General features: G+C 68.0%; 12 protein-coding genes and 2 pseudogenes. 8 read left to right on the top strand and 6 right to left on the bottom strand.

Features of this window, described 5'->3' with window-relative positions; translation table 11 throughout:
* The first annotated feature begins 127 nt into the window (after positions 1 to 127).
* Entirely contained in the window at positions 128 to 787 is a 660-nt protein-coding gene (locus ACIREI_RS31285) for a DUF4360 domain-containing protein (protein ID WP_403339841.1), read from the top strand.
* A 42-nt stretch (positions 788 to 829) separates the two neighbouring features.
* Here the strand turns inward: ACIREI_RS31285 and ACIREI_RS31290 are convergent.
* Positions 830 to 1,544 (bottom strand): annotated as a pseudogene (locus ACIREI_RS31290) (intradiol ring-cleavage dioxygenase).
* A 195-nt stretch (positions 1,545 to 1,739) separates the two neighbouring features.
* On the opposite strand from ACIREI_RS31290, the gene ACIREI_RS31295 reads away from it, so the two are divergent.
* The 5 genes from ACIREI_RS31295 (at position 1,740) to ACIREI_RS31315 (ending at position 5,706) form a co-directional block, all read left to right on the top strand.
* Positions 1,740 to 2,120 carry a peptidase inhibitor family I36 protein gene (locus ACIREI_RS31295; RefSeq protein ID WP_403339844.1) on the top strand — a complete coding sequence of 127 codons (381 nt, stop codon included), beginning with the start codon at positions 1,740 to 1,742 and terminating at the stop codon, positions 2,118 to 2,120.
* Positions 2,121 to 2,296: 176 nt separating this feature from the next.
* Positions 2,297 to 3,295 (top strand): winged helix-turn-helix domain-containing protein, encoded by a 999-nt coding sequence (locus ACIREI_RS31300; protein WP_403339847.1) that lies wholly within the window; start codon positions 2,297 to 2,299, stop codon positions 3,293 to 3,295.
* A gap of 35 nt (positions 3,296 to 3,330) precedes the next feature.
* Positions 3,331 to 4,101 (top strand): aminoglycoside phosphotransferase family protein, encoded by a 771-nt coding sequence (locus ACIREI_RS31305; protein ID WP_403339849.1) that lies wholly within the window; start codon positions 3,331 to 3,333, stop codon positions 4,099 to 4,101.
* Positions 4,102 to 4,497: 396 nt separating this feature from the next.
* The gene (locus ACIREI_RS31310; protein ID WP_403339852.1) at positions 4,498 to 4,728 is read left to right on the top strand and encodes a hypothetical protein; all 231 of its coding nucleotides are present in this window, start codon (positions 4,498 to 4,500) and stop codon (positions 4,726 to 4,728) included.
* A 486-nt stretch (positions 4,729 to 5,214) separates the two neighbouring features.
* Entirely contained in the window at positions 5,215 to 5,706 is a 492-nt protein-coding gene (locus ACIREI_RS31315; RefSeq protein WP_403340049.1) for a DUF1877 family protein, read from the top strand.
* An 18-nt stretch (positions 5,707 to 5,724) separates the two neighbouring features.
* On the opposite strand, the pseudogene ACIREI_RS31320 reads toward ACIREI_RS31315, so the two are convergent.
* The 3 genes and pseudogenes from ACIREI_RS31320 to ACIREI_RS31330 form a co-directional block, all read right to left on the bottom strand.
* Positions 5,725 to 6,606: pseudogene (locus tag ACIREI_RS31320) on the bottom strand (IS5 family transposase).
* 148 nt (positions 6,607 to 6,754) lie between these two features.
* Positions 6,755 to 7,000: a hypothetical protein gene (locus ACIREI_RS31325; RefSeq protein WP_403339855.1), complete on the bottom strand. Its 246-nt coding sequence runs from the start codon at positions 6,998 to 7,000 to the stop codon at positions 6,755 to 6,757.
* A gap of 121 nt (positions 7,001 to 7,121) precedes the next feature.
* Complete coding sequence (locus tag ACIREI_RS31330) at positions 7,122 to 7,541, bottom strand: hypothetical protein (protein ID WP_403339858.1); 420 nt, start codon at positions 7,539 to 7,541, stop codon at positions 7,122 to 7,124.
* Positions 7,542 to 7,777: 236 nt separating this feature from the next.
* On the opposite strand from ACIREI_RS31330, the gene ACIREI_RS31335 reads away from it, so the two are divergent.
* On the top strand, positions 7,778 to 8,797 hold the full coding sequence (locus ACIREI_RS31335; protein ID WP_403339861.1) for an arabinan endo-1,5-alpha-L-arabinosidase: 1,020 nt from the start codon (positions 7,778 to 7,780) through the stop codon (positions 8,795 to 8,797).
* Positions 8,779 to 10,212 carry a family 43 glycosylhydrolase gene (locus tag ACIREI_RS31340; RefSeq protein ID WP_403339864.1) on the top strand — a complete coding sequence of 478 codons (1,434 nt, stop codon included), beginning with the start codon at positions 8,779 to 8,781 and terminating at the stop codon, positions 10,210 to 10,212. Before ACIREI_RS31335 ends, ACIREI_RS31340 begins: the two co-directional genes overlap by 19 nt.
* A gap of 28 nt (positions 10,213 to 10,240) precedes the next feature.
* Here the strand turns inward: ACIREI_RS31340 and ACIREI_RS31345 are convergent, their stop codons facing one another.
* Entirely contained in the window at positions 10,241 to 11,830 is a 1,590-nt protein-coding gene (locus tag ACIREI_RS31345; RefSeq protein WP_403339867.1) for a pyridoxal phosphate-dependent aminotransferase, read from the bottom strand.
* Positions 11,831 to 12,016: 186 nt separating this feature from the next.
* A complete protein-coding gene (locus ACIREI_RS31350; RefSeq protein WP_403339870.1) occupies positions 12,017 to 13,063 on the bottom strand; it encodes an aldose epimerase family protein in 1,047 nt (348 codons plus the stop codon).
* Between the last annotated feature and the right edge of the window lie 2 nt (positions 13,064 to 13,065).

Consider the following 13,065-nt stretch of genomic DNA (forward strand, 5'->3'; position numbering starts at 1 on the left):
ACCGCACGTGCGACTCCTACGATTCGTACGCCTCCGGCCTTCACAGAAACATCACCGTTTCTTCAAAGCTTCAACAGGGCTGCACGGGTCGGGGGCGTAGCCACCCCCCGACCCCAAGGAGAGCTCCATGGCACGTGGACTCCTGAGATACCTGCTGAGCGGAGGCGCGCTGGCCGCCCTGCTCACCACGGCGTTGCCCGCGCAGGCGTCCCCCGCGTTCGAGGACCCGCCGCCGGACAAGATCGTCATCAAGGTCGCCACGGTGAACGGCTCCGGCTGCCCCCAGGGCACCACCGCCGTCGCCGTCTCCGAGGACAACACCGCCTTCACCGTCACCTACAGCGACTACCTCGCCCAGGTCGGCGGCAACTCCGATCCCACGGCGTTCCGCAAGAACTGCCAGCTCAACCTGGTCGTGCACGTCCCGCAGGGCTTCACCTACGCCATCGCCAGCGCCGACTACCGCGGCTTCGCCGCCCTCCAGCCCGGCGCGAGCGCCATCCAGCGGGCCTCGTACTACTTCCAGGGCTCGCCGAACACCCAGTTCCGCAACCACTCCTACAGTGGCCCCCTCAACGACAACTGGCAGGCCACCGACAGCACCGACTGGGCCCAGCTGGTCTGGGCACCCTGCGGAGTCCAGCGCAACTTCAACATCAACACCGAGCTGCGGGTCAACGCCGGCACGTCCTCGCCGGACAAGGTCAGCTTCATGACGATGGACTCGACGGACGGGGACATCAGCACGGTGTACCACCTGGCATGGAAGGAGTGCCCGGAGTCCTGAGCGGACCCCGGGTACGCCCGGTGAACTGACGCTGGGGGTACGTCAGCTGCTCTCGACCCCCAGCGTCAGCGTCCCCGTGTATCCCGCCGACGGCGAACCGCCCAGGGCCGTCAGGGTCAGGAGGCCGGACGCGGCGCCTCCGTCGTCGTAGATGGAGTCCTGGGCGAGGGTGGTGCGGGTGACCGTGTTGGCCGAGTACGGCGACAGCGCGCCGACGCTCGTCGTGGTCGCCTCGTCGAAGAAGAGCTGCCCGGTGTGGAGTTCCTGGCCGCCCGTGAAGGAGCCGTCGGAGGTGAGGGTGACGTCCCTGTGCACCTTGACGTGGATGTGGACGCAGCGGCCTCTGTACCAGCCCGGATAGACGGTGGTGATCCTGGCGACCCCGTCGGCGTCGGTGAGGGTGCCGCCGCGCAGGAAGGTGCCGTTGTCGGGCTCGTCGTGGCCGTTGTTGCCGACGAAGCCGGAGTACTCGCCGAGGGCGTCGCCGCCAGAGCTCGACGAGGGCGTTGCCGAGGGGAGCGCAGGTGTCGTCGTCGACGACGGTGAGGGTCAGCTGCAGCGGGAAGCCTGTCTTGTCCTCGCCGATGTCGGCGCGGACGAGCTGTCCGTCGAGGTAGTAGGGGCCTTCGGTCATCTCCTTGGTGAGGGTGAAGACGGCCGCGGCGGCGACGGCCAGGGAGGCGGCCGTGGCGCCGGTGGCGATCAGTACGGTGCGGCGTCCGATCGTGGTGGGGGTTGCCTGCGAAGTGTCTGTCATGAGCACGGCACCGTAGGCAACGGATGCTGTTGATGAGCTGTCAGTTGAGCAAAGTGAACATCCGTCAAGTTCCATGCGCGACAAGCAACTTGGAATCAATTCGATCCAGATCGAAGGCGGGTGCGGGGGTTGAGGTGCGGACCGCAGGCTGGTCGTCGTACGCACGACAACGGGGAAAGGAAGCACCTCATGTTCATGCGCTCCACTCGCAAGCACCGTCTCTCCCTCGGTCTGGCAGCCCTCGTCGGCAGCGCCGCCATGCTGGCGATTCCCACGTCCGCGCAGGCGGCCGGCGACCCGGCCACCTGGCCCTGCGACCCGTCGGAGTTCTGCATCTACCACGACGCGCAGGGCGGCGGCGCGCACTACTCGCTGTCGGACGGCGCGTCCAACCTGGGCCAGCTGCCGGGCGGCCTCAACGACCACGTGTGGTCGGTGAAGAACATCTCCGGCGACGACTGGTGCCTGTACCGGGACGCGGACTACGAGAACGAGATCCAGGTGATCCTGGACGGGCAGGCACTGGACCTGGGATCGCCGGTCCGTGACCAGGTGAGTTCCGTCGAGCCCTGCTGACCGGTCCTGCCGGAGGAGCGCCCCGCCGTATGTGTGCGAACACATGCGGCGGGGCTTCGGCATGCGGGGGGACCGGAGCGAGGCCGGGGTGTGGCGCCCCATGACTTCTGAGGATGGCAAGAGCCGAGGACCGTCGGAGCATGGGACGCACGATGCGCCGAACGGGGATGGCTCACATGGCGGTACGCATTCACTTCACCGATGATGACCTCGCACACATCCGGCTGGCACCGGCCCCCGATCCCATGTGGGAGGCGCTGCTCAGCATGCACATGCTCCAGACGGGCGACGGCTCCGCCGCCTTCGGCGGCTGGCGACGGCGGGTGCGTCACGACTTACCCGCGGAGGTACGGCCGTTGCTCCGCCTGGCCCCGCCGGTCGGCTACTCGGCGGACTTCCTCACCCCGGCGGCCGGCACCGGCGGCCTGGACGCGGGGGTCGGCGCCCTGCTGTCCACGCCACGGCAGCGGCTCCGGCACGACCTGGTGGAACTGTCCCGCGCCGGCCGACGACTGCCGCCCTGGGCGAGGCCGCTGGCCGACGGTGACAAGGAGGCGGTCGCCCACCTCGCGCGCACGTTCCGGGAGTACTTCGCGACCGCGCTGGCGCCGTGGTGGGGTCGCGTCCGCACCCGCTTCGACGCCGAACGCGCGGCCCACAGCCGGTACTTGGCGGACGGCGACCTCGGCGGCCTGCTGAGCACGCTCCACCCCGGCCTCGTCTGGCGGCCTCCGGTCCTGGAGCTGACGGGGCTGGGCGCGGACCGTGACGTACGCCTCGACGGACGCGGACTGCTGGTCCTCCCGTCGTACTTCTGCCGGCGCAAGCCGACGCTGCTCAAGGACCCGGCGCTGCCGTGCGTCGTGGTCTACCCGATGACCCACGAGACGGTCCTGAGCGGCGGCACACCGGGGCTGCGTTCCCTCAACGCCCTCCTCGGGCGCACCCGCGCCGGGATCCTCGAATCGGTCGCGGACCACGGCGTGACGACCACCGAACTCGCCCACGACGCGGGCATCGCCCCCGCCACGGCCAGCCACCATGTCGGCATCCTGCGGAAGGCGGGGCTGGTGAGCACGTGCAGGGCGGGGAAGGCCGTGCTGCATTCCGTGACGCCGCTGGGGCTCGCGTTGCTGGACGGGCGTACGGCTCCTTGGTCAGGGTGTTCGGCATGAACTGATGACGGCGCGGGCTGGGTAGCGTGAACCGCGTGTCGACCGATGAAGTGATGCAGGACGGAGCTCATCGTCGGGTGGTGCGGATCGGTGACACCGTCCGCAGGCCCGTCCAGCCGTGGACGCCCACCGTCCATGCGTTGCTGCGGCACCTTGCGAAGGTCGGTTTCGCCTATGCGCCGCGGCCGCTGGGAATCGACGACGAGGGACGTGAGGTCCTCACCTTCATCGAGGGTGAATCCGGCCCGTCGGGCTGGGCCAAGGTCGTGGACGGCCAAGGTCTGAGGAACTTCGCCCGGCTGTTGCGCGACTACCACGATGCCTGCAGGGGCTTTTCACCTCCGCCGGGCGCGACATGGTCCACGGAATCTGACAGCCCAGGGGACGACGAGGTTGTCTGCCATGGGGACTTCGGCCCGTGGAACGTCGTCTGGCAGGGTAATCGGCCGGTGGGAATCATCGACTGGGATTTCGCCCGCCCGGCACCCCGCTTGCACGATGTGGCCTACGCGCTGGAGTACGTCGCCCCCTTCCGCGACGATGCCGAGTGTCTGCGCTGGCTGCACTACCCGGCGCCGCCCGACCGCCGTTCGCGACTGGAGGACTTCTGCAGCGCGTACGGCCTCGACTCGACCGTGGGGATCGTCGACGCCGTCATCGCCAGACAGCAGGACAACGCCGACCTCGTGCGTCGGCTGGCCGAGCAGGGGCACGAGCCGCAGGCCACCTGGGCTGCTGACGGGCTCCTGACCGAACTCGACAACAGGATCAACTGGAGCAGGATGCACCGGCATCTGGCCGAGTAGCCCTGACAGTTTCAGGCGCGGGGCCCGAACCTCCGGCAAACGTCCACACCAGCGCGCCAGAAGTTCATGCCGGGCCTGGCCATCCACCACATCCCTGTCGCCGCGCGCCGTCTTGTCGCCGAAGTGTCCGCCTTGGAAACCGGGCCGCAACAGTCAGGTACGCAGTAAGGCGGCAGGTCCCGTGAAGAAGTTGGCGTATTCGGTGACCCTGCGGTCATAGCGGTGAAGCCGGTCGTCGGAATACGTCGTGCACCGCCCCGACGCGGCTGGCCGTCTCCTCTTCGGCGTGCTTTGATCCTGCGCACGGATGGAGGCGCCGGGAATGGATTCCGGTCCGGGAATCGGTCAGCCACCGCCGTATTTTGCAGCATGTTCACGCGAAGGGAACCGCAGGTTATGAGCTTCACCTCTCAGGTTGAAACGGCCGAGATCGCCGACGCCGCCCTGGACAACATCTCCGGTGGCCAGGCGGGCGCCGCCGCCTCCGCCGGTCTCGCGGGCACCCTCTCCGGTGGTGTCGCCGGTCTCTCCGAGACCGTGTCCGCCGTCGCCTGCGCCGACGTCTTTGCCGCGGTCTCGCCCGAGGGCGTCGCGCTGGGCGTGCACGCGCACGCTGCCGGTCACTGACGAAATATGTGCGACGGGCCCTGGATCATTTGATTCCAGGGCCCGATTTCTTTTAGCTCTTCCCGCAGTGAGAGAAAAACACCGCCCAGGCTTCCATTGAAAGCGCCAACTGGCGTTCGTGCGCGGACCTTGGAGCCGCGGACTGCGCACGCCGGCGACACCCGTACAGAACCCGCTGCCGGAGTGCTGGACCGCGAGCCACCCGGCAAGACCGTCCGTGCGGAAGTGGACCTGCCATGGGTGGCTGTCACTCGTCGGACGCCGCTCGCCGGGCTAGGGCCTGTTGCGAACGTCCGTACGGATGGGTACCTGTCCGCAGCGGTCGATCTCGACGACACGCGGCGCTCGGTGTCGGAGGGCGTCCTGGCAGAGCCGGGCATCCCAGCGTCAAGAGACGGGCATTGCGCCGTCAGTGCCGTCGAGTAGGTTCTCTCCGTTCGGCCCGACAGGCGGGCCGCCGAACTGGGAGGACTCGTCGCCGTGAGCATGCACATGCACATGCGCGCCGTCGCGGAATCCGAGATCCGGGACGACCACACCTGGCTTGCGGCGTTCATGCGGGAGGCTTGGGAGAACCATCCCGACGAGTACGCAGCGGGCATCGCCGAGTCGATCGACAAGGTCTGGGGCTCCGTCAATGACCTCTATGCCGCTGCCGATGTCCTCGATGGGGATGCCGACGACTCTTGGGAGCTGCCGATTTACGGCGGGCGGCCAGTGGCACACAGCGCCGATGCCGACCCCTCCAACCCGCCCCTGGGGATTCTGGAGCCGCCTGGGGTGTCACAGGCCGCAGGCTTCCTCGCACGTGTCTCGTTCGACGAGCTGTGGAACGTCGCCGGTGCCAAGTTCGTCTGGGGCGGCTGGGACGAGGCACAGGTCAGGCAGGAGTTCCTCGACTATCACAGGGGCCTCCAAGGGTTCTATGGGCGGGCGGCTGAAGCAGGCCACGCCGTGGTCAGGACAGTGTGGGCTTGAGACGTGGTCGCGTGCCGGTCACAGCCATTCGTTGATGGCGGCGACCAGCAATGTCGAGTCGTAGCGGACAGCAAGTTTGTCGTATCGCGTGGCGACGGCCCGGTGCCGCTTCAGCCGGTTGATGCCGCACTCGACGGCGTGCCGGGCCTTGTAGTCCTCTGGGTCGAACTTCGGTGGACGGCCGCCGCGGGAGCCGAGCTTCTCTCGGTTGCGGGCCTGGTCGGCCTCGTCTGGGATGGTGCAGCGGATTTTACGTCTGCGTAGGTAAGCGCGGCGCGGTTTTTCCGGAAGCGTACGCTTTTGTCGGGGCGCACTCGATCGGGCCGAGTGCGCGGCCTGCCCGGCCCCATGCGGGGCACGCGGACCTTGTCCAGGACGGGCTCGAACTGCGGTGAGCCGCCGCGCTGTCCGGCTGTGACCACGATGGACATGGGCTTCTGCCCCTGCTCGGCGGCCAGGTGTAGCTTGGTGGTCAGGCCGCCGCGGGAGCGCCTGAGCCCATGGTCGTCCGGCTCGATGACGAGGCCGCCGGGCGGTTCCTTTTGCAGGTCCCCCTTTTCCTTGCCCCGGCCGCGTGCCGGTGGGCGGCCCGGACGATGGTGGAGTCGACGTTGAGGTCCCAGGTGATCAGGTCCTGGGCGTCGGCCCGGGCCTGCAGCTCGGTGAAGATCCGCTGCCAGATACCGTCTCGCTGCCAGCAGCGAAACCGGTCGTACGCCCGCCCCAGGGCCCGTACCGCTCCGGAACATCCCGCCACGGCGTCCCGGTTCGGGTCCGCCACCGTGTGCCGTCGATCAGTCGTCGCCGGGTCCATATCGCCGACCGGCCCGGCTTCTTGCCCTTCGGCAACAGCGGCTCCAGCGCCGCCCACTGCGCATCCGTCAGATCTCGTCGCCCCACGAATCAAAATCGTCGCATGCTCAAGATCCACTTTCGATACACGCCCTGGTGCTCCAGTCTGCTTTCGCGATCTTGTGGTGGGCCGGCCCGTGTCCTGTGACAGCGAACGATGAGCTCGTGCCATCCAAGTTTGATCGCTCCAGGTGCCCTACCCGTCCATGTCCTTGGCCACCTCTTCCTGGGCTGCGGCGATCTCTTCCTCGGTGGACTCGATGACGTCCACCTCTTCCAAACGTGCCAGAAGGTCTGCGAGAGCCTGCTTCTGAGCCGGGTGGGTGATTGGCACGGTGTCCAGGTCGGTGCTCATCAGCCAGTCGAACAGCACGATGGCGTCAGAGCGCCACAGGCGGAGATCGACGGTCGGCGTGGACCCCCACGGGAACCCGGTTTCCATGGGGGGCATCATGCCAGGTCAGCAGCGTGCACAACGGCGCAGCTCAAGGGGTGTGCGCCTGCTTGCTCAACCTTCAGGGGCACGACTTCGCGATCACCAAACTTCAAAACGCACTGGAGCGCTAGTTCGAGGCGCAGGCCAGGCGCCAGCTGCCGTACGAGTCGTCCACGTAGTCGCCGTTGTCGACAAGGCCCGCCCGGAAGTAGAAGCAGGCGTCCTCATTGATGTCGGTGTTGTAGGTGCCGGCGTTGTCCCAGTCGTAGCCGGTGTATCCGCCGGTGTAGTCGTGGCTCCACTTGGCGTCGCTGGTGGACGGGACTCCCGTCGTCGGGTTCGTGACCTGCACGCGCACGCCCCTGTAGTCCCTGCAGACGTCGAGGAACCGGAAGACGTCGCCGTACTTGCTGAAGCCGACGGAACCGCAGACGTTGGCCGTGTTCGTGTAGTAGTCGATGGTGGCCGCGTGGGCCGAGGCGGCCGTGGCGACGGTGAGGGCGGACGCGGCGAGGGCGGTCATGACTATGCGTCTGAGCTTGGGCATGCCTGTTTCTCCCTGTGGATCCCAGGTGGCGCGGCGTTCACGAGATCTCCGCGATGGTGAACGGACTATGCCCAATGCTTGATCTCTGAACAACCCCTGCGACGCTGTCGACTTCCTGTGTCTGCGCGGACCGTTGACGCGCAAGTGATTCGATTCTACGGTCCCGTCCGAAGTGGCGATCGATGGTCGAAATGTCGAACGTCATGTGAACTCCCCCCACCGCAAGGAGGATCCACGTGAGCCGCACCTCCCGTACCTCCCGCACCCTCCGCAAGTCCCGTAGGTCCGGCACCTCCCGCCGAGCCGCCCTCTTCGCCCTCCCCGCCGCCGCCCTGCTCGCCCTGATCCCCTCCACGGCGTCGGCCTACCCCAACCCCGGCCGGGTCACCGGTTCCGTCGTCACCCACGACCCGACGATGATCCGCACCTCGTCCGGCCAGTACCTGCTGTACGCCACCGGCGGCGGCATCGCCAGCAAGACGTCGTCCGACCGCACCGCCTTCAGCGCGGGCGCCGACGCCTTCGGCAGCCGCCCCGGCTGGTGGTCGACGTACTCCTCCGTGCCGGAGGCCTGGGCGCCGGACATCTCGTACCAGGGCGGCAAGTACCTGATGTACTACTCCGTCTCGAAGTTCGGCTCGAACACCTCGGCCATCGGCCTCGCGGGCTCGACGACCGGCCGGCCGGGCAGCTGGACCGACTACGGCGTCGTCTACACGTCCAGCTCCTCCAGCGACTACAACGCCATCGACCCCAACCTCTTCGTCGACAGCGACGGCAAGTGGTGGCTGTCCTTCGGCAGTTGGTGGACCGGCATCAAGATGATCCAGATCAACCCGTCCACCGGGAAGCAGCTGTCGAGCAACACCACCCGCTACTCGCTCGCCTCCCGCCCGACCGGCACCAAGGCCGTCGAGGCGCCCTACATCGTCAAGCGGGGCAGCTACTACTACCTCTTCGCCTCCTACGACACCTGCTGCGCCGGCACCAGCTCCACCTACAAGGTCAAGGTCGGCCGGTCCACCAGCGTCACCGGGCCGTACGTCGACAAGAACGGCGTCTCGATGATGAACAACGGCGGGACTCCGGTCCTGGAGTCGCACGGCAGCGTCATCGGCCCCGGCGGCCAGTCGATCATGAACGACGTCGACGGGGACCTGATCGTCTACCACTACTACGACGGCAACGACAACGGCACGCCCAAGCTGGGCATCAACCTACTGAACTGGAGCACCGGATGGCCCGTCGCATACTGACCCTGCTGGCAGCGCTGCTGCTGGCCCTCTCGATCGGGCAACCGTCCGCCAGCGCGGCGTCCTTCACCAACCCGGTCAAGACGCAGAAGGGCGCCGACCCTTGGATCTCGTACCACAACGGCAACTACTACATGGTGACGACGAGTTGGACCGACGTCATCACCATGCGCAAGTCCGCCACCCTCGCCGGCCTCGCCACCGCGCCCAGCGTGCAGGTGTGGAAGGGCGACGCGGCGAGCCGCTGCTGCAACATCTGGGCGCCGGAGATCCACTTCCTCAACGGCCGCTGGTACCTGTACTACGTCGCCGGGCAGAACATCTCCGACTACAACCCGACCCAGCGCACCCATGTGCTGGAGAGCGCCGGGTCCGACCCCATGGGGCCGTACACCTACAAGAACCAGCTCAACTCCGCCTGGATGCTGGACGCGAACGTGGCCACCATCAACGGCCAGCTGTACCTGTTCGGTAGCGCGATCGGCGGCGGCACACAGAACATCGTCGCGGCCCGGATGTCGAACCCGTACACCCTCGCCACCGGCTTCTCCACCATCTCCACGCCGACCTACGACTGGGAGCGCAACGGCACGGTCAACGAGGGGCCGGAGATCCTCCAGCGGGGCGGCAAGACCTTCCTCATCTACTCGGGAAGCGGCTGCTGGACACCCGACTACAAGCTCGGCCAGCTGACGCTCACCGGCTCCGACCCGCTCTCGGCCTCCTCCTGGACCAAGAAGTCCACGCCGGTCTTCCAGCGCAGTGACTCCAACGGCGTGTACGGGCCCGGCCACAACGGCTTCTTCACTTCCCCCGACGGTACCGAGAACTGGATCGTCTACCACGCCAACGACAGTGCGAGCGACGGCTGCGACAACGGCCGTACGACACGGGCGCAGAAGTTCACCTGGAACTCCGACGGCACCCCGAACTTCGGCACCCCGGTGCGGCTCGGCGCGAGCATGACCGGCCCCTCCGGTGAGCCGTCGTCCGCGTCGACGACGTACACCATCAGCAACCGCAACAGCGGCAAGTGCCTCGACGTGGCGGGCAGTTCGACGGCCGACGGGGCGAACGTCCAGCAGTGGACGTGCAGCGGCGGCAACAACCAGAAGTGGCGCCTGGAGGACCTCGGCGACGACACCCACCGCCTGGTCAACGTCGCCACCGGCAAGGTCCTCGACACCGAGAACTGCTCCTCCGCCGACGGCGCCGACCTGCGCCAGTGGTCCTGGCTGAACAACACCTGCCAGCGCTTCCGTTTCATCGCCACGGACGGCGGCTACGTGCAGATCGTCAACCAGGCCACGGGCAAGGTTGCCGACGTGGCGAACTGCGGGACGGCGGACGGGGCAGACGTACGTCAGTGGGCGTGGTTGAACAACAACTGCCAACAGTGGCGCCTGAATCCGGCGTAAGCGCAGTGCCGCCAGGGGCGAACAGGCGCTACCCGACCTGCCCCATCCCCGCCGCATTGGGCCAACTCTGACTGTTGGGCCACCCGGTGGCCGCGGCCGGAGTAAGCCCCGGCCCGGTCGTCCCCCGCACCTGCGCCGCCGTAAGCCCACCCCGAGCCGGGACCCCCGGCGGGGTGGGCCCGCCCATCGCGGCAGCAGCGGCCGGCGCAGCCGCAGCCGCGGCCGCCGGCGCCACAGGCGACGGGAACGGCATCGGCGAGGGCGCGGCGGGCATGGGAGCAGGGACCGGCACGGGGGCCGGGGCCGGAGCCACCGATGCCGGCGCCGGCATCGGCATCGGCATGCCGGCGGGCTGAGCCGCCGCGGGCATCCCGGCCGCCATGGCCTGCGCGGCAAGCCCCTGCATCCCCGATCCGTTGGTGGAGCTGACCAACCGGTCCACGGCCGCCGTACCCGAGCTGTAGTTGGTCCCTGTACCCAGCTCGGGCACGGCGGCTCCCCTCCTGGACCCGTAGAGCACCTGCTCCAGGCCGGACACCAGGCGACGCACGTCCACCTGGGGGCGCACCACGAGTCGCAGGAAGCGGCTGGACGAACCGATCTTGTTGCCGCACTCGCGGACCAGGATCCGGTGCTCGGTGAGCAGCCGGTCGCGGACCACGGTGCCTTCCGCGCCCACGGGGAGGCGCACGAAGAGGAAGTTGCCCTGGGACGGGTAGACCGTCAGGCCGGGCAGCGCGGCGAGCTGGCTGGCCATGTCGAGGCGGTCCTTGCGTACCTGGTGCAGGCTCTGCGCGTACTCGGGGCCGTGGTTCTTGAGCATGAACACCACGTGCTCGGCGAAGGCGTTGAGGTTCCACTTCGGCAGCATCGAGCGGACCATGCCCGCGAGCGCCGGGTTGGCGACCAGGTAGCCGAAGCGGATGCCGTGCAGGCCGAAGTTCTTGCCGAGGGAGCGCAGGACGATGACGTTCGGGCGAAGCATCGCCTCCTGGACCACCGACGGCTCCTGCTCGGCGTCGGCGAACTCCAGGAACGACTCGTCGATGATGACCAGGTCGAGGTCGGCCATCGCGTCCATGAACTGCACGAGCGCATGCTTGTGGAGGTAGCCGCCGTCGGGGTTGTTGGGGTTGCAGATGACCGCCACCCGGGTCCCCCTGGCCCGGATGAACTCGGCGTACTGCGCGAGGTCCAGGGCGAATCCGCTGGACTCCTGCAGCGGGAACATGTCGACCCGCTTGCCGGTCTCCATCGGCTGGTCGGTCCAGCGGCCGAAGGTGGGGACGGGGATGGCGAGGGACTCACGGACCAGGAGGTGGTCGATCCAGGTGATCAGCTCCGTGGAGCCGTTGCCCATCGCCACGCACTGCGGCGGGAGTTGGAGCAGGCTGCACAGCTCGGCCGTGATCGTGTCGGCGCTGCTCGGGTAGTACGTGATGATGTCCCGCAGCCGCGTCCCCATGTCCTGGAACATCTCCGGCGTCGGGAAGTAGGGGTTGCAGGGGATGCAGAAGTCGACCGGACCGGCCCCGTCGCCGCCCTCCCGCGTCAACGCCGCCATCGACGGGCTGTGTGCCGCGGTACTGCGGAACAGCGAGGTGACGTTGTCGGCCATGGAACCTCCGTATGAGGGCGGGCCCGGCGGGGAAGACCGGGCCCGTCGTCTTGGGTGGCCCGCGCGGGGGAGCACGGGCCGCTCTTACATACGGAGGCTGGGATGGCGCTGTTCAACCACTGAGAAATCGGTAAGAACTTGTGTGCCACCTGTGAAGGTCCGTCAGATGGGGCCCTCGAGGAGACGTCAGCGGCTGAACGAGTGGATCGTCGTGGACCGGTACGTCTGTCCCGGCCGCAGCACCGTCGACGGGAACGACGGCCTGTTCGGCGAGTCCGGGAAGTGCTGCGTCTCCAGGCACAGCGCGTCGCCCTGCCGGTAGGCGCGGCCGGAGGGGCCGACCAGGGTGCCGTCGAGGAAGTTGCCCGAGTAGAACTGCAGGCCGGGCTCGGTGGTCGCCATGCGCAGGGTGCGCCCGGAGGACGGGTCCTTCAGCGTGGCGATCCACTCGGGCTTGGGCGAGATGCCCTTGTCGAGCACCCAGTTGTGGTCGATGCCCTTGGCGTACAGCAGTTGCTGGTGCGCCTCGCGCAGATTCTCACCGATCACCTTGGTGCGGCGGAAGTCGAAGGGGGTGCCCGCGACGGGGGCCGGCTCACCGGTGGGGATGAGGCCCGAGTCGACGGGGGTGTAGCGGGACGCGGCGATCTTGAGCTCGTGGTTCTCGATCGTGCCGCTGCCCTCGCCGGCGAGGTTCCAGTACACGTGGCTGGTGAGGTTGACGACGGTGGTCTTGTCGGTGGTGGCCTCGTAGTCGATGCGCCAGTCGCCGTGCTTGGTGAGGGTGTACGTCACCTTCACCTTGAGCGTGCCCGGGTAGCCCATCTCGCCGTCGGCGGAGGTGCAGTACAGGTACAGGCCGACGTCGGAGCCCTTGGTGAACGGCTCGATGTCCCAGACCTTCTTGTCGAAGCCCTTGGCGCCGCCGTGCAGGCTGTTCACGGCGTCGTTGGAGTTGACGTCGTAGGCCTCGCCGTCGAGGGTGAACCGGCCCTCGCCGATGCGGTTGCCGAACCGGCCGATCAGGGCGCCGAAGTACGGGCTCTTGGCGACGTAGTCCTCGATGGTGTCGAAGCCCAGGGAGACGTTGGCGAGTTGGCCGAGGCCGTCCGGGATCTCCAGGGACTGCACGATGCCGCCGTAGGAGAGGACCTTCATCCGCGTGCCGCCGTTGGCGAGCGACCAGCTGTGGACCTCGGTGCCGTCGGCGAGGGTGCCGAAGAGCGACTTCACCG

This window comes from Streptomyces sp. NPDC093591 (assembly GCF_044764885.1).
Lineage (GTDB): Bacteria > Actinomycetota > Actinomycetes > Streptomycetales > Streptomycetaceae > Streptomyces.